Raw genomic sequence first — 26519 nt, 5'->3', positions numbered from 1 at the left:
GCCGTTCGGTGGAAGTATAAGCCACGGCTACCTGATGGCAGCTTCGAACGTTGGATACGAAAAAGCCCAGCCAAAGGCTGGGCTTTCGAATGTGGCTCCCTCGACAGGACTTGAACCTGTGACATACGGATTAACAGTCCGCCGTTCTACCGACTGAACTACGAGGGAATTGGCTCCTCCTACTGGACTTGAACCAGTGACATACGGATTAACAGTCCGCCGTTCTACCGACTGAACTAAGGAGGAATTGCCTGTCTCGTCGAGACGGTGCGGATATTAATGGCCCGTCCGCCGAGTGTCAACCCGCGATCCGCTGCAAAAAGGGGATTTCGGACCGTTTGCCCAAAACTTGGTCGCTGCGGACTATTTTCAGCACAATCAGCAGCTTGGAGTGAGCCTCGCAGGCTCGCCAAGGGGGAAGCCGCCGAGCAAGGAGGGAGGTAGACGAAATGCATTGGCTGCCGGGACAAGATGAGGGAGGGGCGAGCGCCGGCACCGTATCCGACGGGCAGATATAAAGAGGGGGAGGGAGCACGACAAGAATAAGGAAGGGAAAAATTGGTTAGCAGGCGAAGTGAGTGTGCAGCGTAATGGTGAGAAAAGTGGTCGATATGCTGACTATCACCGGCAATATTGCGTGGTAACGGTCATTCATTGATCCCGCCCATCGAAATATTTCATCGGCTGGGGTATGGTTGGCCAGGATACCATCGCCGTGTCGACAGCTCTGCCGGCCCTTGATGATGATCGGGCGCCGGTTCAATCCGGCCTTTATCTCCCTCTTCTGGTATTACGAATACATGCACAACCAAGCACCTTTGCAAAGCGTGAAGCTGGCCATTGCTTTACGCCAATCCTGTATTGACGAACCCTACAGCGTTCCCCGCTTCGGCCGCGACCTGATCGCCGGCATCACGGTCGGTATCATCGCCATTCCGCTGGCCATGGCGCTGGCCATTGCCAGTGGTGTGCCGCCCCAGCACGGTCTCTATACCGCCATCATCGCCGGCATCGTCATCGCCGTGACCGGTGGCTCCCGCTTCTCCATCTCGGGGCCGACCGCCGCCTTCGTGGTGATCCTCTATCCGGTGGCCCAGCAGTTCGGTGTGGGTGGCCTGTTGATGGCGACCCTGATCTCGGGCTTTTTCCTGGTGGCCATGGGGGTGGCCCGGCTCGGACGCCTCATCGAGTACATTCCGCCTTCGGTGACCCTGGGCTTTACCGGTGGTATCGCCATCGTGATCGCCACCTTGCAGATCAAAGACTTCTTCGGCCTGCAGGTGCCCGAGATGCCGGAAACCTATATTGGCAAAGTCGAGGCGCTGGCCCATGCCCTGCCCAGCTGGCAGTGGGGGGATACGCTGGTGGGGGTTGCGACCCTGGCGGTGCTGCTGCTCTGGCCGCGCCTGCGTCTGCCGGTGCCAGGTCACCTGCCCGCCGTGCTGGTAGGGGTGGGCCTTGGCTTTGGCCTGCATCAGTTCGGGGTGGACGTCGCCACCATCGGCAGCAAGTTCAGCTATACCCTGGCCGACGGCAGCCAGGGCATGGGGATCCCGCCCATCGCGCCGACCTTGGTGATGCCCTGGGCCCTGCCGGGGCCGGATGGTTCGCCGGTGGAGTGGAACCTGGCCGCCATCGAGCGCCTGCTGCCCGCGGCTTTCTCCATGGCGATGCTGGGGGCCATCGAATCCCTGCTCTGCGCCGTGGTGCTGGACGGCATGACAGGTCGCAAGCACAGCTCCAACGCCGAGCTGGTGGGGCAGGGGCTTGGCAACATAGTCGCCCCCTTCTTTGGCGGCATCACCGCCACCGCTGCCATTGCCCGTTCCGCCGCCAACGTGCGGGCCGGGGCAACCTCTCCTATCTCCGGCATCGTGCATGCACTGGTGGTGTTGGCGGCCATCCTGGTGCTGGCGCCCTGGCTCTCCTGGCTGCCGCTCTCGGCCATGGCGGCCCTGCTGCTCATCGTCGCCTGGAACATGAGCGAGGCACACAAGGTGGTGGAGCTCATTCGCCGCGCCCCCAGATCCGACGTGCTGGTGCTGCTGGTCTGCCTGTCGCTGACCGTGATCTTCGACATGGTCATCGCCATCACTTTCGGGGTGATCCTCGCCTCCCTGCTCTTTATGCGCGAGATTGCCAAGATGACCAAGCTGCACAATCTGGCGGATCACAAACGCTACGCCCAGGAAGTGCCTGAGCAGGCGCTGCTCTACAAGGTCAACGGCCCGCTGTTCTTCGCAGCCGCCGAGCGGGTGTTCGGCGAGCTGGTGGCCCAGGTCAAGGGACACAAGCTGCTGGTGCTGCAGATGGAGGCGGTCTCCATTCTGGACGCAGGTGGCCTCTCCGCCTTCCTGCAGTTTGAAAAGCAGATGGCCAAGGCAGGGGTGCAGTTGCGGGTGGCCGAGCTGCAGTTCCAGCCGCTCAAGACCCTGGCGCGCGCCAAGGTGCGTCCGGTGCCCGGTCAGCTGGAATTCTACGGCTCGCTGGAAGAGGCACTCAAAGGCGAGCATTTGCACGAAGCGGCTGGAAATTGATTGAAAGGGATACGAAACGGCATGTTTTTAGTCACTTGGTTCGGATAATGAGCAAACGAACGCAAAAAGTGAAAAATTGCATTGACCGCATGCCGTCGTATCCCGTACATTACGCCCCGTTCCAGCGCAACGGCGCAACGAACGAGGTGCTGGCTGAGCACATTAAACAACAGACCAAAATTTGGTGAGGTGACCGAGAGGCTGCTCACCGACGAAGTCGGCAAGATGCACGCGCAGCGTGCTCCGAAAGCCACTTCAAGAAGTAAAAATTTGGTGAGGTGTCCGAGTGGCTGAAGGAGCACGCCTGGAAAGTGTGTATACGGCAACGTATCGAGGGTTCGAATCCCTCCCTCACCGCCAAATAAAACAAAAGGCCCCGTCGCAAGACGGGGCCTTTTGTTTTATTTAGTCATGAATCTCTCGGCATCATCCCCCTGGGAACGAGGGGCAGTGATTTCCCCGCCGGACATGTATCCGGGCTGCTCCGTGCTCTATAGCCCCGTTATTGTGTGCCAAGGCGTGCCATCACTCGGCGGTGCCCATCAATCTGGGTAAGCATGCCAATACCGCATCCAGGGGCTCGCTGCTTTGATGGGCACGGCACAACACGATGGCGCCCTCTATGCTGGCGATGATCCCCAGCGCACAGGCTCTGGCAGAGGCGTCGGCCTGCCCCTGTGCCATCAGGTGATCGGCAATCAGCTGTTGCCAGTGGCCAAAGACCTGGGCCACCGCCTCCTTGATTGGCTCCCCATCCTCTTCATGCTGCGCTTCGATGGCCGCTGCCACGATCGGGCACCCCGCGCGAAAGTGAGATTGCGTCAACCGCTCACGCCAGTGGGATACAAACAGACCGAGACCCTGCCAGGCATCGGCCTGCAGGCAGCGCTGCAGTTGCTCGGATGCCTGGGCGCCGGCCCAGTGTATTGCCTCCGTCACTATCTGATTCTTGCCGCTGGGAAAATGATGATACGTGGAACCCAGGGGTGCATCGGCGAACTTGCTCACTTCACGGATGCTGATCCCTCTCAAACCATGCCGTGCCAGCATGGCGGCAGCGGCCTCAATCACCCGTTGACGCCCGGTCGATGTGCACTCTTTCACGCTGCACCCTCTTGCTATGACGAGTGTCATAGTATAGCGTTCGGAGCATGACTATGACAATCGTCATACTTCAGGGAGGAATATGGCTGCTATCTCGTTTCACACCGACGATGACTATCTGATCCAGGGGCAACTGTACCCGGCAACAGGGCAGGTGCAGGGCAAGATCATCGTCGCGGGGGCTACTGGCGTGCCGCAGGGCTTCTATCGTCGCTTTGCCGAGTTCGCCAGTGAGCAAGGGTTTACCACCCTGACTTTTGACTACCGGGGCATAGGCGCGTCAAAACCCGCGTCACTCAAAGGCTTCGAGATGGATTTGCTCGATTGGGGAAGGCGCGATCTGGCCGCCGCAGTGGAAACCATGAGCGGGGACGATCTCCCCCTGTTCGTCATCGGCCATTCCTATGGTGGGCACGCCTTCGGCCTGCTCCCCAATCATCGGAAAGTCTCCGGGCTCTATGTCTTCGGCACCGGGGCCGGGTGGCACGGCTATATGCCCTTCAGCGAGCAGCTCAAGGTGCTCACCATGTGGAACACAGTGCTGCCGCTGCTGACCTGGTGGAAAGGCTATTGCGCGTGGAGCCTGCTGGGCATGGGAGAAGATTTGCCAAAAGGCGCCTTTGTACAATGGCGGTACTGGTGCCGTTTTCGTCACTATTTCTTTGACGACCCGGCGATGCGTGGCATCGAGCGTGCTTACCAAAGCGTCCAGACTCCCATTGTGGCGGCCAATGCGCTGGACGATCGCTGGGCGATGCCCGCATCACGCGACGCCTTCATGAAGCACTACAGTAATGCTCCCGTGACGCGTGTTGATCTCTTTCCTCATACTTTGGATGGAGCAATCGGCCATATGGGCTATTTTCGCAAGTCTGCCACGCCCCTGTGGCAGGCCAGCCTCGCCTGGTTCAAGTCATTGGAGGGGATTCGCTGAGTCCATGCGGATAAGGTCGTGGCACCTTGCTCCTGAATTCCCCATCAGGCAAAGGCCCCGTCGCAAGACGGGGCCTTTTGTTTATCAGGGGCCGGTTTGTCACCTCGCGGTGGCCGCCCTCAGCCTGATTGCTCAGGCCAGCTTCAACATCGGCATCTGTTCGCGGCTGTCGCAATGCGCGAGATGCACCCGGCTGGTCAGGCGGGTGAGCAGCTCGTAGGGGATGGTGCCTATCTTCTCGGCCACCTGCTCCACTGGCAGTCCTTCCCCCCACAGTGTCACCTCGTCCCCCACTTTGTCGCTGGCCGCCGGGCCCAGATCGACGGTGATCATGTCCATGGAGACCCGACCCACGATGGGCACCCGACGGCCATTGATCAGCATGGGGGTCCCTTCGGGAGCCATGCGCGGGTAGCCATCGCCATATCCCGCCGCCACCACGCCGAGGGTGGTGTCCCGATTCGCCACCCAGTGACCCCCATAGCCGACTGCCTCGCCCTGCAGGCAGGCGCGGGTGGCGATGAGCTGGCTCTTGAGGGTCATGACCGGACGCAGGTCGTGGTCGGCGGCGAGCTGGCCGGTAAAGGGGGAGGCGCCGTAGAGCATGAGGCCAGGGCGGATCCAGTCACTGCGCGAGGCCGGCCAGGCGAGGATGCCGGCGGAGTTGGCCATGGCCCGCTCGCCCGACAGATGGGCAGAGAGGCGGTTGAACTCCTCGATCTGCAGCAGAGTGGCCTGGGTATCCTGCTCATCGGACTGGCTGAAGTGGGTCATCAGCTGGAACGGTTGCACTACGTTGTGGCAATGACTCAGCCGCTCGATAAAGGCGGGCAGCTCCTCGGCGCGCAGGCCGAGCCGGTTCATCCCGGTATCGAGCTTGAGCCACACCTTGATGGGGGCGGGCAGAGTGGTCTGTTCGAGCAGCGCCAACTGCTCCCAGGTATGCAGGGTGGTCTGCAGATCGTGTTTGGCCAGCAGCGGCAGCGCCTCGGCACTGAAGAAGCCCCCCAGCACCAGAATGGGCTTGGTGATGGCGTTGGCACGCAGCACCAGCGCCTCCTCGACCCTGGCCACGGCATAGGCATCGGCCTGGGCGAGGGCATGGGCCACCGGCAGCAGCCCGTGACCATAGGCATTGGCCTTGAGTACCGCGATGATCTTGCTATGGGGGGCGTGGTGGCGTGCCACGGCGAAATTGTGCTGGAGTGCATCGAGATCGATGCTGGCCGTAACTGTGTTCATCATGGGGTCGGGTGTCTGCTCGATGAGAAGTTGGCTGCTGGTCTCAATCCTGATCCGGTGATCCCGGCGGCTGCGACGGGCAAACGGGGGGTCACCGAACCATGTTGTTTTATATGCTTTAAATTGTGAAAAGATGTTATCAGTTGTTTTTTGGTTGGTAAATTATGTGGCGAATGGGAATGTGAAAATGGGCAAAATACGGGATATTACTCTGTATAAATTCGCCTGCCGACGCTTTCTCTGGCTCCCTATCGGGCAATATTTATCACTGGTTTTGCCCCTTCAAACGGGAGGGAGATCGCGCCTTTTTCGCACATTGCTGGCGGTTTTTTGCACCGGCTGCGCGCAGGGGAGGTTGCCGACCCTTGGCCAAGGTGCGGGTAGGCGCATGGTAGAGGAGAAAAGCAGGCTGCCAGATCCATGGAGGATGAAGGTGGGACTGCCGGATGCTTATTGAGCCGGTGAGTGGTGTACGCCACCAAGAAGGCTGGTGGCCGGTTTGGTGGCGCACGCGGCCGGGGGAGGCAGATCATCCGTGGCCAGGGGTGGTGAAGCATGGATGTGGGCCGGTTAATTAATCAAGCGGCGAAGATCAGCCTTGAACAGCAGGGCGAGTTATTTCTTAAAAGCTGATAATAAATATCGTTCGCGCGTCCATTTCACTTGTTTACATATACTCATACAAATATAAAGTTATATATTATCAACCACTTTTGGCGAGGTAAAATAGCCTATGGCTGGTAACATAAAGACCCTATCAAATAGTGTGACAACGCTTTCATTCTGATTATTTAACATCACGAATTAACGGGTAATTTAAATGAAGTTAATTCAGTCAAGCATAAAAATACCCCCTAGTGGGTATTTTTATCTCTTCGCAAGGGTTTTGTAAGTCTATGCTGTATATGAAGTTTTTAAATTAATTGTGATGAGTTTTCTATTTGAGTAATGCCCCGCCACTTGATGGAGATCAACACAATGCCGGGGGGGAGTACTTAGCATTTCCGCTATTAAGCATTTATCAAACAAGTGCTCACTACGGGAATAAAAAGAATGGTCGAGGATACTTTTTTATCGGCTCATGGAATTAATCGCCGTGACTTTATGAAATTGTGCGCCGGGATGGCCGCAACCCTTGGATTAAGCCAACACGCCGTGGCCAAGATGGCTACCGCGCTCACCAGCCCCGAGCGGCCACCGGTGATCTGGATAGGGGCGCAGGAGTGTACTGGTTGCACCGAGTCGCTGCTACGCGCCACCCACCCCACCATCGAAAACCTGATCCTCAACACCATTTCGCTGGAGTACCACGAGGTGCTCTCGGCGGCCTTTGGTCATCAGGCTGAAGAGAACAAGCACAACGCCATGGAACGTTACAAGGGCAAGTATGTGCTGGTGGTGGACGGCTCCATCCCGCTCAAAGATGGTGGCATCTACTGCATGGTGGCCGGTGAGCCCATCGTCGACCATATTCGCCGCGCGGCTGCCGATGCGGCTGCCGTCATCGCCATCGGCTCCTGCGCCGCCTGGGGCGGAGTGCCCGCCAGCGGCGGTAACCCGACTGGCGCCGTCAGCCTGGAAGAGGCCCTCGGCAACCTCGGCACGCCTATTATCAATATCCCGGGCTGCCCGCCCAACCCCCACAACTTCCTCACCACGGTCGCCTACTACATCACCTACGGCAAGCTGCCGGTGCTCGATGCCAAAAAGCGGCCGCTGTTTGCCTATGAGCGGCTCATCCACGAAAACTGCGAGCGTCGCCCGCACTTCGACGCCGGTCGCTTCGCCAAGGAGTTTGGCGACGAGGGCCACCGTCAGGGCTGGTGCCTCTATCACCTGGGCTGCAAGGGGCCGGAGACCTACGGCAACTGCTCGACCCTGGAGTTCTGCGACGTGGGGGGCGGCATCTGGCCGGTGGGCATAGGCCATCCCTGCTACGGCTGCAACGAGCAGGGCGTGGGGTTCAGCAAGGGGCTCTTCCAGCTCGCCAAGGTGGAGAATCCCACCCCGCGGGTGAACAAGCCCGACGTGGCCATCCAGGAGGGAGGACACATGTCGCCCACCGCCACCGGCCTTATCGGTGGGGCGCTCGGGGTGCTGGTCGGGGTGAGTCTGATGACGGTGCGCGAGCTCGGTCGCCAGCAGAAGCGCCATGAAGCCGGACAGCACACCTCACGGGAGGAGTGACCGTGAACAGACGCAACTTCCTCAAATTCGCCTCCGTCGGTGCGCTGGCGGCGGGCACCACCGTCTCCGGCACTGCCCTAGCAGCGGCACAGAACAAGCCGCCCATTCCCGGCGCGCTCGGTATGCTCTACGACTCCACCCTCTGCATCGGCTGTCAGGCCTGTGTGGCGGAGTGTCAGCGCCTCAACGGCAACCCGGTCAATCCGGCCGGGGAAGCGACCTGGTCCAACAACGACAAGCTGAGCCCCTACACCAACAACATCATTCAGGTGTGGAAGAGCGGCACGGGTGAGCACAAGGATCAGCTGGTGGATGGCTATGCCTACATCAAGAAGCAGTGCATGCACTGTGTCGATCCCAACTGCGTCTCCGTCTGCCCGGTGCAGGCGCTGACCAAGGATCCCAAGACCGGCATCGTCCATTACGACCCGGACGTCTGCACCGGCTGCCGCTACTGCATGGTGGGCTGCCCGTTCGACGTGCCCAAATATGACTACGACAACCCGTTCGGGGCGATCCACAAGTGCGAGCTCTGCAACCAGAAGGGGCTTGAGCGCATCGATCAGGGCAAGCTGCCCGGCTGCGTCGAGGTGTGCCCCACCGGCGCCGTCATCTTCGGCACCCGTGAGGCGCTGATGGCCGAGGCCAAGCGCCGGCTGCTGGCCACCCCGGGCAGCGAATATGCCTACCCGCGCCAGACCTTCAGCGCCAACGACCCCTACCTGCATGAAGTGCCCAACTACCAGCCTTACGTCTATGGCGAGAAGGAGGGGGGCGGTACCCAGGTGCTGGTGCTGGCCGGGGTGCCCTACAGCAAGCTCGACATGCCTGACTTGCCGGAGCTCTCCTCCGGGGCACGCTCCGAGCACATCCAGCACACCCTCTACAAGGGGATGGTGCTGCCGCTGGTGGTGCTGACCGGGCTCTCGGTGCTCATTCGCCGCAACACCAAGGACCATCAGGATGGCGACGATCATGACTCGCACGCGGGCCATGACAAGCAATCGGGAGGCAAAACCCATGAGTAATCACAAGGCACACCCGCTGGGAGGCAGGCTGGTCAGTTGGCCGGTCATGGTGCTGGCGCCGTTCGTCATCCTGTGCGGCATGCTGATCCTCAAGCGCCTCATCTTCGGGCTGGGCTCGGTCACCGATCTGAACGGCGGCTACCCCTGGGGGCTCTGGATCTCCTTTGACCTTTTGATCGGCACAGGTTTCGCCTGCGGTGGCTGGGCGCTGGCCTGGGCGGTCTACGTCTTCAACCGGGGCGAGTATCACCCCCTGGTGCGACCGGCCCTGCTGGCGAGCCTGTTCGGCTATTCGCTGGGCGGCCTCTCCATCACCATTGACGTCGGCCGTTACTGGAACCTGCCCTACTTCTACATTCCGGGTTTCTTCAACACCTCCTCGGTGCTGTTCGAGACGGCGGTCTGCATGACCATCTACATCGGGGTGATGGCGCTGGAGTTTGCCCCCGTGCTCTTGGAGAAGTTCGGCTGGAAGGCCTCCATGGCGCGGCTCAACAAGATCATGTTCTTCATCCTGGCACTGGGGGCCCTGCTGCCCACCATGCACCAATCCTCCATGGGGTCCCTGATGATAGTGGCGGGGCAGAAGATCCATCCGCTCTGGCAAAGCTACGAGCTGCTGCCGGTCTTTTCGCTTCTGACCGCCTTCATCATGGGCTTCTCCATCGTGGTGTTTGAAGGCTCCCTGGTGCAGGCGGGACTGGCGGGGCGCGGCCCCAACGAGAAGTCGCTGTTCTACAAACTGACCCAGGTGATCGACATCTTCCTGATCCTGTTCGTGGCGCTGCGCTTTGCCGAGATCGTCATCAACGACAAGTCGGAGTACCTCTCCGAGTGGAATCGCTACGCCTTGATGTTCTGGAGCGAGATCGCGCTGATGATCTTCCCGCTGCTGGTGTTCCACTGGGACAAGAGCCGCCGCGATTCGCGCATGTTGTTCCTGGGGGCCCTCAGCATGCTGCTGGGCGCCGCCCTCTGGCGACTGGACTACTCCCTGCTCGCCTTCAACCCCGGCAATGGCTACCACTACTTCCCCTCCGCGGCGGAAGTGCTGATCTCCCTGGGCTTCGTCGCCATCGAGGTGTGTGCCTATTTGCTGCTGATCCGGCTCTTGCCGGTACTGCCATCACTTGAACGTGTTCACCAAGATTATCAGGCCCGAGGGAAAGCCAACGTATGAGCCAACGTATCACCATAGACCCCATCACCCGCATCGAGGGTCACCTGCGTATCGACTGTGAAATCGAAGGCGGCGTCGTCACCAAGGCCTGGTCGTCCGGCACCATGTGGCGCGGGATGGAGGAGATCGTCAAGGGCAACGACCCGCGCGATGCCTGGATGATAGTGCAGCGCATCTGCGGGGTCTGCACCTCCATTCACGCCATCGCTTCGGTGCGGGCGGTGGAGAACGCCATCGGCGCCAAGGTGCCGGTCAACGCCCAGTACATCCGCAACCTGATCATTGCGGCCCACAACATCCACGATCACATCGTCCACTTCTACCAGCTCTCCGCGCTGGACTGGGTGGACATCACCGCCGCACTGCAGGCCAATCCGCAAAAAGCGGCCGACCTGCTCAAGGGGGTATCGACCTGGTCCCTCAACAGTGCCGATGAGCTGACCAAGGTGCAGGAGAAGATCCGCGCCCTGGTGGCGAGCGGCCAGCTCGGCATCTTCGCCAACGGCTACTGGGGCCACAAGGCGATGAAACTGAGCCCGGAGGTAAACCTCATCGCCGTGGCCCACTATCTGCAGGCACTGGAGTGCCAGCGCGATGCCAACCGCATCGTCGCCATCCTCGGCGGCAAGACTCCCCACATCCAGAACCTGGCGGTGGGCGGGGTGGCCAACCCCATCAATCTGGATGCACCGAGCGTGCTCAACCTGGAGCGGCTGCTCTACGTGAAGAGCTTTATCGACCGGCTCGGCGAGTTTATCGAGCAGGTCTACAAGGTGGATGCCGCCATCATAGCCGCTCACTACCCCGAGTGGCTGAACCTGGGGCAGGGGGCCAAGCACTACCTGAGCGTGCCTGAGCTGCCCACCGACGGTGACGGCGGCAGCTTCCTGATGCCGGGTGGCTATATAGAGAATGGCGATCTGGCCGGCTATCGCCCCATCGAGAGTCACCAGGATGCCTGGCTGATGGACGGCATCGCCGAGAGCAACAAGCACGCCTGGTACAAGGATGACGAACCTCTCAAGCCCTGGGAGGGCAAGACCGAGCCGAACTACACCGGCTGGCAGGATGACGGCAAGTACTCCTGGGTCAAATCCCCCACCTTCTACGGCAAGGTGGTGGAGGTGGGGCCGCTCGCAGACCTCCTGGTCAAGCTCGCCGCCAAGCACCCGGAGACGGTGGCGCACTTCGATCAGCTGAACGGCCTCTACAAGGCGCTGACCGGTTCGGCCATCAGGACCGAACAACTGCACTCCACCCTGGGCCGCATCATAGGCCGGGCGGTGCGCTGCTGTGTGCTCAAAGACACCTTGTCTCATCAGTGGAAGGCGCTGGTGGACAACATCGGCAAGGGGGATGTCAGCGCATACATCAAGACCGAGATCCCGGCGGACAAGGAGTTTCGCGGGGTGGGCTTTGAGGAGGCGCCGCGCGGCATGCTCTCCCACTGGGTAGTCATCAAGGGCGGCAAGATCGAGAACTATCAGGCGGTGGTGCCGTCGACCTGGAACTCGGGCCCGCGCAACTTCAACGATGAACCCGGCCCCTACGAGCAATCCCTGGTGGGCACCCCGGTGGCCGACCCCGCCAAACCGCTGGAGGTGGTGCGTACCATTCACTCGTTCGACCCCTGCATGTCCTGCGCGGTGCACGTGGTGGATACCCAAAGCGGCGATGTGACTCAGGTGAAGGTGCTGTGATGAACACCCTGATCCTGGGCGTGGGCAACCTGCTGTTGAGCGATGAGGCCGTCGGCGTGCGCATCGTCGAGGGACTGGAGCACGACTACCGCTTCGCCCCCGGCATCGAGCTGCTCGATGGCGGCACCGCCGGCATGGAGCTGCTCGAAGCGATGGCCAGTCGCGACCACATCATACTGGCGGACGCAGTGCGCAGCGGCAACCCGCCAGGTACCGTGGTGACCCTGAAGGATGAGGAGATCCCGACCCTGTTTGGTCGCAAGATCTCCCCCCATCAGCTGGGGCTGGCGGACGTGCTCTCGGCGCTGCACATGACGGGGGAATCCCCCAGGCGGCTCACTCTGATCGGGGTCGAGCCCGAATCCCTCGAGCCCCGAATCGGCCTCACCCCCGTGGTGGCGGCGGCGCTGGGGGAGGCGACGGATCGGATTTTGACTCTGCTGGCCAGTCTGGGTGCTCCGGCCATCCCGCTCTCCGAGCAGGAGAAGGCCGAGCGAGCGCGGGAGGGCGTATGGCGCAATCCATTGTGAATGAGGTAGTGAACAAGACAGTGAACGAAGCCGCGACAGAGTCGGCGCAGGAGTTTGCCGGTTTTGCCGCGAATCCCGCGCCTCTGCTGGTGGCTCAGTATGAGCGGATCGCTCGCGAAGAGATGCAGGCGCTGCCGTTCTACCACCCGGCCATGCCCATAGTCGCCGAGTGCACCCTGTTTGAAGGGCAGTGGCTCGGCTGCGTGCTCACCCCCTGGATGCTGAGCCTGGTGGTGCTGCCGGGACCGGATCAGCTCTGGCCGGTGCGCGGCAGCAGCCATCGGCTCGCCCTGCAGCTCCCCTGCGGCAACCTGACCTTTATGGTGGGGGCATTGCCCGAGACGGGACAGTTGCTGGCCTGCTCGCTCATGTCCCCCCTCGACCCGCACCTGGGGGCCGACGAGGGGCGCGCGTTGGTGAGCAGCACCCTCAAGATGTTGCTTTCGCTTCCGGTGCAGCAGGGGGAGGGCGGCGTGAACTTGAGCCGGCGCCGCCTGTTCAGCGGCCGGCGCGGTGACGCTCTGGGCGACACCCAGCGCTAGGTCTCATCTGCAATCAGGTTTAGAATAGGGGCCGTTTTGGCCCCTCACTCGCTTCTGTCGTGCCCCTGTTTTTTGGGTAGTGAGTGGTAAAACGAACAAGGGATCTTATGACCATTCAATGCTTTGGCTGCCACTCAGGCAGCAACGCCGGCCGCCGCAAAGGCCTCTCTGTCACGGCAGCCGCCTTGCTGGCCCTGCTCTCGGGCGGTTTCTCTTCCATGGCGCTGGCTGCCCAGCCCGTCCCCGCCGAACTCAAGCTCGCCATCGGCAGTGAGCCCACCGAAGGGTTCGACCCGCTGCTCGGCTGGAGCCACGGCAGCTACCTGCTGCTGCACAGCCCGCTGCTCAAACAAAACGCCGACCTCAGCTGGCAAAACGTGCTCACCCAAGCGGTGACCCCGAACCAGGATGGCAAGGGGTGGCTTATCCGCCTCAAGCCGGATCTGAAGTTCTCCAACGGCGCGCCGCTCACCGCCGAAGACGTCGCCTTTACCTACAACAGCGCAGCCCAGGGCGGCGGCAAGATCGACATGGGCAACTTTGTCTCGGCCAAGGTGGTGTCGCCCACCCAGGTGGAGATTGCTTTAAGCGCCCCACAGAGCACCTTCGTCAACGTGCTGGGATCGCTCGGCATCGTGTCGAAACGGGATTACGACGCAAAAGCTTACGCTCGCCATCCCGTCGGTGCCGGCCCCTACCGGCTGGTGAGCTTCCTGCCCGGTCAACAGCTGGTGGTAGAGGCGAACCCCTATTACGCCGGCGGCAACAATGACTTCAAACGGCTGGTCTTTGTCTTTATCGATGAAGAGAGCGCCTACGCCGCCGCCCAGAGCAGCCAGCTTGACCTGGTGCGCATTGCCCCGTCGCTGGCGCCCACAGTCCCTGCCTCCCTCAAGCTGTGGGTGCGGCCGAGTGTCGAGAACCGCGGCATCGTCTTCCCCATTCCGCCAGCGGGTGGCAAGGATGCCAAGGGTTATCCCATCGGCAACGACGTGACCTCGGACGTGGCGGTGCGCCGCGCCATCAATTACGCCATCGACCGCCAGCTGCTGGCCGACCAGCTGCTGGAGGGGCACGCCATTCCCGCCTACAGCGCGGTAGAGGGCTTGCCCTGGCTGAATAAAGCCACCGCTTTCAAGGACGGGGATGCGGCCCACGCCAACGCCCTGCTCGACGAGGCGGGTTGGAAGATGGGCAGTGACGGCATTCGCCACAAAGGCGACCTGCGCGCCGCCTTTACCCTCTGGTACACCAGCGGTGACAGCACCCGCCGGGATCTGGCGGAAGCGGTGCGGGCCATGCTCAAACCCATCGGCCTTGAGGTGAGCCTCAAGTCCGGCAGCTGGGAGCAGGTGGAGCGGGAGATGCACGCCAATCCGGTGCTGATGGGGTGGGGGAGTCTGGATCCCATGGAGCTCTATCACCACTACCAGAGCGGTTCCGCCGGTGTGGAGTTCTACAACCCAGGCTATTACCAGAATCCGGTGGTGGATGCGCACCTCAAGCAGGCGCTGGATGCCCCGAACTGGCAGGCGGCCGTACCGTTCTGGCAGCTGGTGGAGTGGGATGGCAAGCGTGGCGCCGGGGTGCAGGGAGATGCCGCCTGGGCCTGGCTGCTCAATGTGCAGCACACCTATCTCGCCAACCGTTGCATCGATCTTGGCAAGGGGGCGCCGGAGATCCACGGTAGCTGGTCTTTGCTCAACAACCTGCAGGATTGGCGGTGGACGTGCCGTTAAGTTCGTCCACCATGATGACTGCCACTCTGAAAGCCCTGCTGCGTCTGGCAGGGCTGCTCTGTCTGGTCTCGGTCGCCACCTTTGTGCTGCTGAGTTACTCCCCCATCGACCCCATCAAGGCCTATATCGGCAATGATCTGCTCCATGTGCCGCCCGAGCAATACGCCCGGATCGCCGCCCGCTGGGGGCTGGATCAGCCGCTCTGGCTGCGCTACTGGCACTGGTTCAGCCAGGTGCTGCGGGGGGATCTCGGTTACTCCATGCTCTACAACGCGCCTGTGGGTGAGGTAATAGGCCAGCGCTTTGCTGCCTCCTTCCTGCTGCTGGCGGGTGCTTGGCTGCTCTCTGGCTTTTTCGGCATTGTGCTGGGCCTCTGCGCCGGTCGTTATCTCAATCGCTGGCCCGATCGCCTGATTTGCCGCTTTGCCTACCTGCTCGCCTCCTTGCCCACCTTCTGGGTTGGCCTGTTGCTGCTCGCCCTGTTTGCGGTGCACTGGCCTTGGCTTCCGGTCTGCTGCGCCTGGACACCGGGCCTCTCTGCCGATGAGGCAGATTGGGCTATGCGAGCGCGTCATCTGTTGCTGCCGGTGACCACCCTGGCGCTGCTGGGGCTTGGCAATATCGCCCTGCATACCCGGGGGCGGGTGGCCGAGGTGCTGGCGAGCGATTTTATTCGCTACGCCCGCGCCCAGGGGGATGGCGGCTGGCCCATGCTGCGCTTTCACGTGCTGCGCCACGCCCTGACCCCGGCCATCTGTCTGCAGTTTGCCTCCCTCGGTGAGCTGATTGGCGGATCGCTGTTAGCCGAGAAGGTCTTCTCCTACCCGGGGCTCGGTCAGGCCACCGTGGATGCGGGACTGCGCGGAGACATCCCCTTGCTGATGGGAATCGTGCTCTTCTGCACCCTGCTGGTCTTTATTGGCAACACGGTGGCCAGTTTGCTGCTGGCGCGCATCAACCGCGGTTGGGAGGGTGTGCATGCTGTTTAATCCGCTTCCCTCCATACTGCGGCTGGGCTTTGCGCTGATCTGCCTGCTGCTGCTGGCCAGCTACGGCTGGAGCCTCTCTCATCAGGATGTGCCGATGGATCTGCTGGCGCGCCAGCAGCCCCCCTCGCTGACCCACTGGTTCGGTACCGACCAGATGGGGAGGGATCTCTGGCAACGCGCCTTTCAGGGTACCCTCACCAGTCTGGAGCTGGGGATCAGCACGGCCCTGTGCAGCGGTCTGCTGGCCATGGTGGCGGCGAGCGTGTCGCTTATCCATCCCAGGTGTGATGCGGCGGTGCGGCTGGTGATCGACGCCATGCTGGCGCTGCCCCATATGCTGCTGTTGATCCTGATCTGCTTTACCGTGGGGGGTGGCATGCGCGGGGTGATCCTGGCGGTGGCGCTCACCCACTGGCCCAAGCTGGCGCTCATTCTCTGCGCCGAGGCGCGGCGGATCGCCAGCAGTGACTATGTGGTGCTGGCCCGCTGTCAGGGGATGGGGGCGCTGCGCCGCTGGCGCACCCACCTGCTGCCGGGGCTGTTGCCCCAGTGGTTTATCGGCACCCTGCTGATGTTTCCCCATGCGGTGTTGCACAGCGCCGCCTTGAGCTTTCTCGGCTTTGGCCTGGCGGCCCACGAGGCCTCGCTGGGCCTGCTGCTGGCCGATGCCTTGCGTTATCTGGCCGGTGGTGGCTGGTGGCTGGCCCTCTTCCCGGGGCTGATGTTGCTGACCTTGGTTTTACTGTTTGATCAGGCTACCCGGGCTCTGCAACAACTCTGGTTTGGGGGTGAATCATGCTGAGCTTCGACCAGGTGACCATAGAGGCGGCCCACTACTCCTGGCTGGGGCGGCGCAGCTGGCAGCCTTTGTTGACCGATATCAGCTTGCAACTGGCGCCCGGCGAAATCGTCGCGCTGGTGGGGGGGAGCGGCGAGGGCAAGAGCCTGCTGCTGCAAAGCGCCCTGACCCTGCTGCCAGACAACCTGCGCATGCGCGGTACCATCTCCCTCGATGGCGTGCCCCTGTGCGACGCCAGCCGTGCCGGGCTGCGCGGCCACACCCTCTGTTATGTGCCACAGGGGGTGAGCGCCCTCAATCCGTTGCTGACGGTGGAGCGTCAGCTGGGCCGGGCGGCGCGCCTCTGCGGTCAGAGCGGTTCCCGCGAACGGCTCGGCGAGCAACTGCTGCGCTACCAGTTGCCCGCCACCACGCTGGACAGATACCCGCGCCAGCTCTCCGGTGGCATGGCCAAGCGCATTCTGGCCTGCACCGCGGCGCTCGGCGGTGCCCGCTACATTTTGGCGGACGAGATCACCGCCTGGCTCGACGAGGGGCTGGCCTGCCAGCTGCTCAGCCAGTTGCGTGAATTGGCCAATCAGGGCAGCGGCATCCTCTGGGTGACCCACGATTTGGCGCTGGCGGCCCGCTTTGCCGATCGCATCGTCGCGCTGCATCAGGGGCAGGTGAGCGATACCCTGAGCTGCCACCATTTGCGCCAGGGGCAGGGGAGCGAGATGCTCAGAGCCCACTGGCAGGCGTTGCCCGAGTTCAATTCGCTTTTCTCTGCGCCGGAGGTTTCCTGATGTTGGAACTACGAAATCTCACCATCGATCAGGGGGAACGCCCTCTTTGGCAGGAGTTATCGCTGACGGTGAAAGCGGGCGAGCGGCTCGGCATCTCTGCGCCGAGCGGTTATGGCAAGACCACGCTGGGGCGGATATTGGCGAGTTGGCAACCGGTTCGGGCGGGTGGGCAGATCCTGCTGGATGGGCAGCCGTTGGCCAAACCGGTGAAGGGCTACAACCCCATCCAGCTGGTGCCCCAGCACCCGGAGCTCACCTTCAATCCCTATCGCACCACCGGGCAGGCACTGTGGGATGTATGGCGCCCCGATGACGCCATGCTGGCCCGCTTTATGGTCAAACCTGCGTGGCTCGGTCGCAAGCCCGGTCAGCTCTCCGGCGGCGAGCTGGCCCGCATCGCGCTGCTGCGCGCCCTCGATCCCCGCACCCGTCTGCTGATTGCTGACGAGGTGACCGCCCAGCTGGATCCGCAAATTCAGCGCCAGCTCTGGCGGGAGTTGATGATGGAGTGCGAGCAGCGTGGTCTTGGGATACTTGTCTTCAGTCACCAGCAGGCATTATTGCGCCAGATCTGCCATCGGGTGCTGCGCTTTGGCGAGATGCAGCCCGAATCTGGGGAGCTGACCGAAAGTGCAGCTTGAGGGTTAGGTCCCCCTCATCCCCAGCCCTTCTCCCGCAAGGGGAGAAGGGAGCGGAAGGTGCCTCTCCCCAAGCTTGGCGGGGCACAATGCTGGTTGTTATGCTCGCAGACTCTCCGGGGGCTGCGCGTACTTCGAGCATATTGCCTGCATCCATGAACAGGCTCCCCTTTTCCTGTTGAGACAGGGGAGGAGTGCAGCATCCACAAATGGGTTCCCTCTCCCTGGGGAGAGGGCTAGGGTGAGGGGACGCGAGTGTGGGACGCTGGCCATTCGAGACAGATAGCACGGCCGGCAAGGTCTACAGATAAAAGAGAGGGAGGCATCAGCCTCCCTCTCTTGTTTTCTACCGTTATCAGCGGCGTTTAACCGATTCAGGCACTGGCCAGCCAGTTGAGCCAGGCATCCATCCCTTCGCCCGTGGTGGCGCTGACCTGGATCACCTGAATATAGGGGTTGACCCGTTTGGCGTTCTCGATGCAGCGGGCCACGTCAAAGCTGACGTAGGGCAGCAGATCGATCTTGTTGATCACCATCAGCTGGGCGGCGGCAAACATGTCCGGGTATTTCAGCGGCTTCTCTTCCCCTTCGGTGACGGAGAGGATCGCCACCTTGTACTTCTCGCCGAGATCGAAGCTGGCGGGGCAGACCAGGTTGCCCACGTTCTCGATAAAGAGGATGCCCCCTTGATTGGCGGGCAACTGGTGGCAGGCATCGTGAACCATCTTGGCATCCAGATGGCAGCCCTTGCCGGTGTTGATCTGCACGGCAGGCACGCCGGTGGCACGGATGCGATCCGCATCAGCGCTGGTCTGCTGATCCCCTTCGATCACCGCGCAGGGGCGCTTGTTAGCCAGCTGGCGCAAGGTTTCGCACAGCAAGGTGGTCTTGCCTGAACCCGGGCTCGACACCAGATTGAGCACCAGCTGGGCCGCTTCGTCGAAGTGCTCGCGGTTGTGGGCGGCCAAGGCGTTGTTTTTGGCCAGCACGTCCATCTCGATGGCGATCAGCTGGCGCTGCCCCATGCCGGGCACCGACAATCCCGCTTCCCCTTTGCCGTAGTGCAGATCACCCTGCTGATGGTCATGGTCATGGTCATGGTCATGGTCATGGTCATGGTCATGGTCATGGTCATGGTCATGGCTGTGATCATGGGGATGCGCGTGGGAATGGCCGTGGTCATGAGAGTGGGCATGATCATGATGATGGTCGTGGGGGTGATCATGACCCTCATGACCCTCATGACCCATGGGAGCCCGTACCCCGTGGTAGTGGTGATGGACATCCCCCTGATGGTGGTAGTGGTGGTGAATGATCAGGGTGCGCGGTGTGCTCTGCTCGTGGTCATGATGGTGATGGGCGTCATGAGCATGATGATGGCCGTGCTCATGATGATGGTGGTGTTCATGAGCATGTTCATGGTCGTGATCATCTTCATGGCCGGCGATCCGCGCCTGGCCGCATCCGCATACGCTACACATATCAACTTACCTCGATGTCGGTGATGCGCAGGCTGTTCCCTTGCGCGACTCGTAATTTGTATCCGCCACACCCGAGGCAGGCCTGCCCGCGCTCGGTGAGGGTGACCGTCTGATTGCAGTCGTAACACCAGGCTTCTGCGGCCTGGTGCTGAAAGTGCAGCTGGGCCCCTTCGACGGCGGTGCCCTTGGCGGCGGCCTCAAAACAGAAGGCAATGGTGTCCGGGTCGACGCAGGAGAAGCTGCCGACCTCGAGCCAGAGGGCGGTCACCCTGGTAAAGCCCCGCTGGGTGGCCTGCTCGGCCGCCAGATCGATGGCGGCCATGGCCAGAGACATTTCGTGCATGGTGGCTCCTTAACCGATATGGGGAGAAGCAGTGACTCCTCCCTGAAATTGACGGAACGGCATGGTTGCTCAACAGATCCGCGGCAGCAGCTCCCCCTGCGGCAGCTCCAGATAACGGCGGCTGCCCCAGGGGTTGTTGAGGATCACCTTGTGGCGATCGCTCGCCTGCACCACGCCGATCTGGCTGGCGGCGGGGTTGAATTGCCGCAAGATGCCCAGTGCGTCCTGCGCCTGTTCGGCAGGCAGGGCCAGCACCATGGTCCCCTCGTTGGCGAGATCATGGGGCTCGAAACCGTAGAGCTCACACAGGCCGCGCACCGGATCGCACACCGGAATGGCGGACTCCTCCAGCTCGATGGCAACACCAGAGGCGCTGCTCCACTCGTTGAGCACGGCGGCAAGGCCACCGCGGGTGGCGTCGCGCAGGGCGTGAGGGGTAATACCCGCTTTTAGCAGCGCCTCTACTTGCGGCCAGAGGGTGGTGCAATCGCTTTGCAAATCCGAGCCCAGCTGCAGGGCGTCGCGGGCCATCAGGATGCAGGCGCCGTGGCTGCCGATATCCCGCGACACCAGGATGGCGTCACCGGCCTTGATATTGCGCACCGAAATGCCCCGGCTCTGTTCTGGCAGCGGGAAGCTGCCGACCCCGCTGGTGTTGATGAAGATCTTGTCCGCCGCCCCCTTGGGCACCACCTTGGTGTCGCCGCAGACGATGCGGGCACCGCTCTTGGCAAGCTCCCGGGCCATGGATTCCACGATGCGGGCGAGGTCGGCGTAGGGGAGGCCCTCCTCGATGATAAAGCTGCAGCTCAGATACTCGGGTTTGGCCCCCATCATGGCGAGATCGTTGACCGTGCCGGCGATGGCCAGCTTGCCGATATCGCCCCCTTCAAAGAAGATCGGCGAGACGGTGAAGCTGTCGGTGGTGAAGGCAACGGGGCCCTCCACCGGCAGCAGGGCGGCATCTTCGCCGCGCAGCAGGATCTCGTTACCAAAGTGGCGAAAGAAGAGCTGATTGATCAGCTGGTTCATCTCGACGCCGCCACCACCGTGGCTTAACTGGATTTCTCTCATCGTTCCTGGATCCCCATATATCGGTAGTAGGCATTGCAGGCCCCCTCGGAGCTGACCATGCAACTGCCCATGGGCTGGGTCGGGGTGCAGCCCCGGCCAAAGACCTTGCACTGGTTCGGTTTGGCCAGGCCGCGCAGGATATCGGCGCACTGGCACGCCTTGTGGTCATCGATGGGAGTCTGATTGAGCGCAAAGTGGCGCTCCGCATCGCGCCTGGCAAACGCATCGCGCAGGCGCAGGGCGGAGGCATTGATATCCCCAAGGCCCCGCCAGCGAAAGTGCTCGCGGGTCTCGAAAAAGCGCTCAACCAGCTGCTGGGCCGCTTTATTGCCGCTGGCGGTGACGGCGCGGCTGTACTGCACCTCCAGCGCGTAGCGACCCTCCACCTTCTGGCGCACCATCATCAGCAGCGCCTCCATCACGTCCACCGGCTCGAAACCGCTCACCACCACGGGCACCTGATAGCGATCGACGATGGGCAGGTAGATATCGGCACCTGTGATGACGCTGACGTGAGAGGGGCCGATAAAGGCGTTCACCTTGGCCACCCCGTCGGCCATCACGGCGTGAATGGCGGGCGGCACCAGCACATGGTTGATATGAAACAAGAGGTTCTCAATCCCCTCAGCTTCGGCTGCTGCCAAGAGCGCCGCCGTCATCGGGGTGGAGGTTTCGAAACCGATGGCGAAGAAGACCACGGTGCTGTCCGGATTTTCACGGGCGATACGCAGGGCATCGAGGGGGTCATAGACCGGGCGGATATCGCTCCCCTTGGCGCGCTGCTGGGCCAGCGTGCCTTTGGAGCCCGGCACCCGGATCATGTCCCCCAGGGTGACCAGAATGACGTTCGGTTGGCAAGCCAGCTCGATGGCCTGATCGATGCGCTCTTTGGGCATGATGCAGACCGGGCAGCCGGGGCCGTGGACAAACTCTATGCTGGCCGGCAACAGCTGGTGCAGGCCGTACTTCATGATGGTGTGGGTATGGCCGCCGCACACCTCCATCACCCGCAGCGGCTCGGGCAGATCGTTGGCGAGTTCAGTGATCTGGGCGGCGAGGGCACGGATCACCTCGGGCTGGCGAAAGCCCTGAAACAGGTCATTCAAGGTCAGCATGGCAAGATATCCTGGTTGGGCATCAGGGCCACCATCTGGCGGAAGCTCTCGAGGCTGGCCTGCGCCTCCGCTTCGTCAATCTTGCTCATCACAAAGCCGATATGGAGCAGCACATAGTCGCCTACCTGGAGAGGCTCTTCGAGCAGCATGCAGCTGACGCGCCGCTGCACCCCCAGGGTGTCGACGGTGACGCAGTTATCTTCGGGGTGCAGTTGCACCACCTGAGAGGGAATAGATAGACACATGAATTTCAGGACTCCGACAAGGTGGCACAACCGGTTGTGACAGGCTGGTGCGTGGCAAGATGGTGGATGGCAAACCAGAGCTGACCGGCGGCGATGCCACCGTCATTGAGCGGCAGGGTTTCGCTGGTCAATACCTCCCGGCCGGCCGCTTCGAGAGCGGGCACCAGCTGGTCCATCAGCACCCGGTTTTGAAAAACGCCGCCCCCGAGTACCACCGGATAGCCGGGGACGCGCCCGGCCAGGGCAACCACCAGATTGCTGATGGCGCGGATAAAACCGGCAGCCAGGCTGGCGGTGGGGGTACCTTGGCACCACTCGTTGACAAGGGTATGGATGAGCTCTGCCCACTGGATCTGCAGTGGCCCCTCAGCTGATTGGCTGAGATCAAAGGCGAGGGGGAAGGGCTGTTCATCGGGGGCCAGCTGCAAGGCAGTCGCCTCCAGCAGGAGTCCAGCCTCGCCCTCGTAATCCGGGGTATCGATCACCCCCAAGAGCGCCGCCACCGCATCGAACAGCCGACCGATGGCGCTGGTATGGGGGGCGTTTCGACCCAGCTGCCAGAGCTGGTGCAGATTGTTGATCTGCCCAGCGGGCAGTTGCTTGATCGCCGGAATATCGAGGGCACTGATCTCCTCCATGCTATACGACTCAAACAGCAGCCCCAGCAGCTGACGTACCGGTTCGCGGATGGCCGCCTCGCCGCCGATCAGCTTGAAGGGTTTGAGGTGGGCAACCCGCTCGAAGCCCTTAATGTCTGCGATCAGCAGCTCGCCGCCCCAGAGGGTGCCGTCATCGCCAAGGCCGGTGCCATCGAAGGCAACACCCAGCACCGGGCCCGTGATGTCGCGCTCGGCCATCACCCCCAGCAGGTGGGCGTGATGGTGCTGCACCTCGAGATGGGTTGCACCCTGATCCTGGCAATAGCCCTTGGCCCACTGATGGCTGAGGTAGCCGGGGTGGCGATCCGAGACCAGCAGTTCTGGCTTGAGGTCGTAGAGTTCGCGAAAGGTCGCCAGGGTCTGCTCGAAGTGCTCTTGCATCGGCAGGCTGTGCAGATCGCCGATATAGGGGCTGTAGATGCGCTGGCGGCCGAAGGCGAGCGCCAGCTGGTTCTTCTGCTGCGCCCCGACTGCCAAGAGCGGCACCTGGACCGCCTCTTGCAGGCTGGGAGTGCAGGGGGCATAGCCCCGGGCGAGGCGCAACGTCTGGCGCCGCCCGCCTGCCCACTGCACCAGACTGTCGTCGCACGGGTGCAGGATGGGGCGGTTGTGATCCAGGATGCCGTCAATCTCGCCCCCGAGTTCCCTGACCACTGCCTCGCACTCGACAAGGATGGGACTGCCGCGCCCATTGGCGCTGGTGGCCACCAGCGGCATGGCGCAGGCGTCCAGCAGCAGCTGATGGAGCGGGGTATAGGGGAGCATGACGCCGAGGTAGGGGATGCCGGGGGCAATCTCCTCGGCCAGCGGCGCGGCTGACTGTCGGGATTCTGAGAGCCGATCATCGTTAATGCGCTTGCGCAGCAAGGTGATGGGTCTGGCCTGAGAGGCGAGCAGCGTCCACTCTGCCTCGCAGCCGGTGACATGCAGTTTGGCCTCGGCAAGGGAGCCCATCATCACCGCCAGCGGCTTGCGCGCGCGCCGCTTGAGCGTTCGCAATCTGGCCACACTCCGTTCATTGCGGGCATCACATATCAGGTGATAACCCCCCATCCCCTTGACCGCAATCAGCGCTCCCGCTTGCAGGGCGCGGGCGGCGGTGTGCAGCGCATCCTCGCGCTCGGCCAGCGCATCGCCGTGGCCGCTGCGCCAGGTCAGATGGGGCCCGCACTCGGGGCAGCTTACCGGCTGGGCGTGGTAGCGTCTGTCCAGCGGGTCTTCATAGGCCGCCGCACAGCGCGGGCACATGGCAAAGCCCGCCATGGCGGTATGGGGGCGGTCGTAGGGGAGGCGGCGGATGATGGTGTAGCGCGGGCCGCAGTGGGTGCAGTTGGTAAAGGGGTAGTGGTGGTGGCGATCGTTGGGATTGGCCACGTCCGTGGCGCACGCCTCGCACATCCCCTGATCCGGCGAGATGGCGACCGTGGCCGCGCTCTGCTGCTGGCTGGCTTTAATTCGAAACTGGCCATGAAATTGGCCATCGAAGTCGGGATCATGAGCAAGGGGCAGCTCCCGCTCGCTGAAGTGATCGATTCGGCTTAAGGGCGGCGCCAGTTCCCGCAGTTCGCGGGTAAAGGCTGTGAGCTGCTCGGGTGATCCTTCGGCACCTATGGTGACGCCGCTCGCGTCGTTCAACACATAACCGGCAAGGCCGTGGCGCAGCGCCAGCCCATAGACGAAGGGGCGAAAGCCGACCCCCTGCACTATACCGTCGATATGAAATTCGCGGCGCAGCCGGTTGGCCACAGGATTGGAAGAGCCAGAGGGGGCGATGGTGGCGCTCATGCCAGCTCCATCTCATCTTGAGTGGCTGGCAGACGCAGCACCCGGCGCTCGTTCTCCTCGCGCCGTACCCAGCCATCCATCTCCATGCGCAGGCAGAACGGAATGGCGTATTTGCGCGACAAGCCGGTGATCTCCTTGAGGGATGCCATGTCGATCAGATCTCCCACCTGCTGGCCCGCCAGCACGGCGGCGACCATCTGGTTGTAAAGCTCGGCGTCGTAGTAGATGGGGCCATCGAGCTGCACCAGATACTTGAGTCGCGCCAGATTGCGCAGCTGCTTTTGCAACGCGCCTTTTTGCTGCAAGCCCTGCTGCAGGGCGGTGGGCAGCTTGCGGGTGATAAAGGGATCCAGCGCCACGCCGCCGGGGCCCAGTTTACCGGGCTCATAACCCTCCTTGCCTTGATCTCGCACCACCTTGAGCACCAGCTGCGCCTCTTCCCCCAGATCATCTTCCGACTCGCCGCTGCCCGGTTGCCACTTGTCATGGTGAAGGCGGATCAGCTGCTCGCTTTTGAGCTGCTGGAGCAGGGCTTGCGTGACCGGCAGAGCGATGCCAAAGCGGGTTGCCAGCTCGGCAGCGCTGAGCGGTTCGCTGGCCAGGGTAGCGAGCAGCTGGTCGCGACTCTGGGCCAGCCAGCAGCTATCCAGCAGCCACTCACCGAGGGGAGTGACCAGCTCGGGTCGCTGGTCAAAGCGGCTGGCCAGCACATAGCCGTTGAGCCCCAGTTGCAGGGTGGCGGGGTTGTAGCACTCCAGCTCATCAGGCAGCTCGCCCAGCAGGGCGTGCAGCGCCTTGCGTTTGGCGGGGTGGATGTCACCGCACCAGACGATGCGGGCGCCGTGCAGCAGTTCGCTGCTGCCGTGGCGAATGATGGCGAGCGGCTGGCCAAAGAAACAGGGGATGGGGCTGGCAAAGATCAGCCGTGCCAGCCGGGTATCCTTGATGGGCACGAAACGGGCCCGGCTATGCCAGCTGCCGAGGGCGATTTCAACCTCGCGGTTGCGCTGTTCCCGGATGCTGCCGCCGACCTCATTTAGCCGCACGATAAGGTGGGTCGCCGCCTCGCACTGGCCGGCAGGGCTGGTGAGGCAGTGACCGCGGGCCACCTCCTTGTGGGGCACTTTTTTCAGGCCCACCGCCACCCGGCAGACGGCGCCAATCTCGTCGGCGCTCTGGTGATAGGCCTGCAGGGAACGGATTTGCACCTCCCGATCGGCGGGGTAGAGGCGCAGCTTGTCTCCCACCTTGAGGCTGCCCTGCTGCAATGTGCCGGTGAGCACGGTGCCGGTGCCGTTGGCGGTAAAGACCCTGTCCACATACAGTCGCGGGGCGGCCTGTTCGCGGGGGGCATGATGCTCGGCCATATCCCCCAGCTGGCGCACGATTGCGGTGTGCAGGGCAGCCATATTGGCGCCGGTCTTGGCGCTGACGCTGACGATATCGGGCACCATGCCGCTCTCGTCCATCACCCGCTCCAGCAGGCTCTCTTCCAACAGCAAAAGCTCGTCGGGGGAGACCAGATCGCACTTGTTGATGCAGACCAAGAGGCGCGGCACCCCCATCGCCTTGAGCAGGCGCAGGTGATCGCCGGTCATCGGCATCCACCCCTCGTCGGCGGCAATCACCAGCAGCACCAGATCCAGACTCCAGAGCCCAGCCACCATGTTGCGGATATAACGCTCGTGGCCGGGCACGTCGATGACGCCTATGGTGTTGCCCTGACCGTCGTCAAAGTGGGCAAAGCCGAGATCCTGGGTCATGCCAATGGCCTGCTCGTGGGCGCGGGCGGTGGTGATACCGGTGAGCGCCTTGATCAGCAAGGTCTTGCCGTGATCCACATGGCCGGCAAGGCCGATAACGGCGCGATAGGGGGTCATGGG

At 62.4% G+C, this 26519-nt stretch carries 23 protein-coding genes, 3 tRNA genes and 1 pseudogene; 15 read left to right on the top strand and 12 right to left on the bottom strand.

What is annotated here, in order from left to right; genetic code table 11:
- Nucleotides 1-92: 92 nt before the first annotated feature.
- Together I6L38_RS09895 and I6L38_RS09890 are read right to left on the bottom strand one after the other, a co-directional pair.
- A tRNA-Asn gene (locus tag I6L38_RS09895) sits at nt 93-168 on the bottom strand.
- 2 nt (nt 169-170) lie between these two features.
- Nucleotides 171-246 (bottom strand) — tRNA-Asn (locus I6L38_RS09890).
- Between the two features lie 494 nt (nt 247-740).
- Between I6L38_RS09890 and dauA the strand changes: the two genes are divergently transcribed.
- Nucleotides 741-2537: a C4-dicarboxylic acid transporter DauA gene (gene dauA / locus I6L38_RS09885; protein ID WP_193556027.1), complete on the top strand. Its 1797-nt coding sequence runs from the start codon at nt 741-743 to the stop codon at nt 2535-2537.
- Between the two features lie 272 nt (nt 2538-2809).
- Nucleotides 2810-2897 (top strand) — tRNA-Ser (locus tag I6L38_RS09880).
- 165 nt (nt 2898-3062) lie between these two features.
- Here the strand turns inward: I6L38_RS09880 and I6L38_RS09875 are convergent.
- Nucleotides 3063-3476, bottom strand: coding sequence for a TetR family transcriptional regulator C-terminal domain-containing protein (locus tag I6L38_RS09875; protein WP_230599211.1), 414 nt, complete (start codon nt 3474-3476; stop codon nt 3063-3065).
- Between the two features lie 3 nt (nt 3477-3479).
- Nucleotides 3480-3671 (bottom strand): annotated as a pseudogene (locus tag I6L38_RS22720) (TetR family transcriptional regulator); the annotation flags it as partial.
- A 52-nt stretch (nt 3672-3723) separates the two neighbouring features.
- On the opposite strand from I6L38_RS22720, the gene I6L38_RS09870 reads away from it, so the two are divergent.
- Nucleotides 3724-4575 (top strand): alpha/beta fold hydrolase, encoded by an 852-nt coding sequence (locus I6L38_RS09870; protein ID WP_010633704.1) that lies wholly within the window; start codon nt 3724-3726, stop codon nt 4573-4575.
- Nucleotides 4576-4707: 132 nt separating this feature from the next.
- Here the strand turns inward: I6L38_RS09870 and alr are convergent, their stop codons facing one another.
- Complete coding sequence (gene alr / locus I6L38_RS09865; protein ID WP_216989501.1) at nt 4708-5820, bottom strand: alanine racemase; 1113 nt, start codon at nt 5818-5820, stop codon at nt 4708-4710.
- 1050 nt (nt 5821-6870) lie between these two features.
- Here alr and hybO point away from each other — a divergent pair.
- The 11 genes from hybO to I6L38_RS09810 all read left to right on the top strand — a co-directional run bounded on the left by hybO (nt 6871) and on the right by I6L38_RS09810 (nt 17937).
- Nucleotides 6871-8004, top strand: a complete 1134-nt coding sequence (gene hybO, locus I6L38_RS09860) for a hydrogenase 2 small subunit (protein ID WP_216989500.1) — start codon at nt 6871-6873, stop codon at nt 8002-8004.
- Nucleotides 8005-8006: 2 nt separating this feature from the next.
- A complete protein-coding gene (gene hybA / locus I6L38_RS09855) occupies nt 8007-9032 on the top strand; it encodes a hydrogenase 2 operon protein HybA (RefSeq protein WP_216989499.1) in 1026 nt (341 codons plus the stop codon).
- A complete protein-coding gene (hybB, locus tag I6L38_RS09850; protein WP_216989498.1) occupies nt 9025-10212 on the top strand; it encodes a Ni/Fe-hydrogenase cytochrome b subunit in 1188 nt (395 codons plus the stop codon). Before hybA ends, hybB begins: the two co-directional genes overlap by 8 nt.
- Nucleotides 10209-11912, top strand: a complete 1704-nt coding sequence (gene hybC, locus I6L38_RS09845; protein WP_216989497.1) for a hydrogenase 2 large subunit — start codon at nt 10209-10211, stop codon at nt 11910-11912. Before hybB ends, hybC begins: the two co-directional genes overlap by 4 nt.
- Nucleotides 11912-12442, top strand: a complete 531-nt coding sequence (locus tag I6L38_RS09840; RefSeq protein WP_126881654.1) for a HyaD/HybD family hydrogenase maturation endopeptidase — start codon at nt 11912-11914, stop codon at nt 12440-12442. The genes hybC and I6L38_RS09840 overlap by 1 nt, the downstream gene beginning before the upstream one ends.
- Nucleotides 12424-12984, top strand: coding sequence for a hydrogenase-2 assembly chaperone (gene hybE / locus I6L38_RS09835; RefSeq protein WP_126881655.1), 561 nt, complete (start codon nt 12424-12426; stop codon nt 12982-12984). The genes I6L38_RS09840 and hybE overlap by 19 nt, the downstream gene beginning before the upstream one ends.
- 107 nt (nt 12985-13091) lie before the next feature.
- Nucleotides 13092-14723, top strand: coding sequence for an ABC transporter substrate-binding protein (locus I6L38_RS09830; RefSeq protein WP_216989496.1), 1632 nt, complete (start codon nt 13092-13094; stop codon nt 14721-14723).
- An 11-nt stretch (nt 14724-14734) separates the two neighbouring features.
- The gene (locus I6L38_RS09825) at nt 14735-15712 is read left to right on the top strand and encodes an ABC transporter permease (RefSeq protein WP_185450588.1); all 978 of its coding nucleotides are present in this window, start codon (nt 14735-14737) and stop codon (nt 15710-15712) included.
- Entirely contained in the window at nt 15702-16514 is an 813-nt protein-coding gene (locus I6L38_RS09820; RefSeq protein WP_124249902.1) for an ABC transporter permease, read from the top strand. Before I6L38_RS09825 ends, I6L38_RS09820 begins: the two co-directional genes overlap by 11 nt.
- The gene (locus I6L38_RS09815) at nt 16508-17296 is read left to right on the top strand and encodes an ATP-binding cassette domain-containing protein (RefSeq protein WP_201882767.1); all 789 of its coding nucleotides are present in this window, start codon (nt 16508-16510) and stop codon (nt 17294-17296) included. Before I6L38_RS09820 ends, I6L38_RS09815 begins: the two co-directional genes overlap by 7 nt.
- Nucleotides 17296-17937 carry an ATP-binding cassette domain-containing protein gene (locus tag I6L38_RS09810; RefSeq protein WP_201882764.1) on the top strand — a complete coding sequence of 214 codons (642 nt, stop codon included), beginning with the start codon at nt 17296-17298 and terminating at the stop codon, nt 17935-17937. Before I6L38_RS09815 ends, I6L38_RS09810 begins: the two co-directional genes overlap by 1 nt.
- Before the next feature lie 371 nt (nt 17938-18308).
- Here the strand turns inward: I6L38_RS09810 and hypB are convergent, their stop codons facing one another.
- Nucleotides 18309-19184: a hydrogenase nickel incorporation protein HypB gene (gene hypB, locus I6L38_RS09805; protein ID WP_254204201.1), complete on the bottom strand. Its 876-nt coding sequence runs from the start codon at nt 19182-19184 to the stop codon at nt 18309-18311.
- Here hypB and I6L38_RS22625 point away from each other — a divergent pair.
- Nucleotides 19068-19439, top strand: coding sequence for a hypothetical protein (locus tag I6L38_RS22625; protein ID WP_226013896.1), 372 nt, complete (start codon nt 19068-19070; stop codon nt 19437-19439). The genes hypB and I6L38_RS22625 overlap by 117 nt on opposite strands.
- Here I6L38_RS22625 and hypA read toward each other — a convergent pair.
- From hypA to selB, 6 genes are all read right to left on the bottom strand, one after another.
- Entirely contained in the window at nt 19417-19758 is a 342-nt protein-coding gene (gene hypA, locus I6L38_RS09800; protein ID WP_201882755.1) for a hydrogenase maturation nickel metallochaperone HypA, read from the bottom strand. The genes I6L38_RS22625 and hypA overlap by 23 nt on opposite strands.
- Nucleotides 19759-19827: 69 nt before the next feature.
- A complete protein-coding gene (gene hypE, locus I6L38_RS09795; RefSeq protein ID WP_201882749.1) occupies nt 19828-20832 on the bottom strand; it encodes a hydrogenase expression/formation protein HypE in 1005 nt (334 codons plus the stop codon).
- Nucleotides 20829-21947 (bottom strand): hydrogenase formation protein HypD, encoded by a 1119-nt coding sequence (gene hypD / locus I6L38_RS09790; RefSeq protein ID WP_201882748.1) that lies wholly within the window; start codon nt 21945-21947, stop codon nt 20829-20831. The genes hypE and hypD overlap by 4 nt, the downstream gene beginning before the upstream one ends.
- Nucleotides 21941-22192, bottom strand: coding sequence for a HypC/HybG/HupF family hydrogenase formation chaperone (locus tag I6L38_RS09785; protein ID WP_025201567.1), 252 nt, complete (start codon nt 22190-22192; stop codon nt 21941-21943). The genes hypD and I6L38_RS09785 overlap by 7 nt, the downstream gene beginning before the upstream one ends.
- Before the next feature lie 5 nt (nt 22193-22197).
- Entirely contained in the window at nt 22198-24636 is a 2439-nt protein-coding gene (gene hypF / locus I6L38_RS09780; RefSeq protein ID WP_201882746.1) for a carbamoyltransferase HypF, read from the bottom strand.
- A complete protein-coding gene (selB, locus tag I6L38_RS09775; protein WP_216989494.1) occupies nt 24633-26516 on the bottom strand; it encodes a selenocysteine-specific translation elongation factor in 1884 nt (627 codons plus the stop codon). The genes hypF and selB overlap by 4 nt, the downstream gene beginning before the upstream one ends.
- Nucleotides 26517-26519 lie beyond the last annotated feature (3 nt).

Origin of the sequence: Aeromonas sp. FDAARGOS 1408 (genome assembly GCF_019048665.1) — a bacterium.
GTDB lineage: Bacteria > Pseudomonadota > Gammaproteobacteria > Enterobacterales > Aeromonadaceae > Aeromonas > Aeromonas dhakensis.
This window is presented reverse-complemented; position numbering and strand designations above follow the sequence as displayed.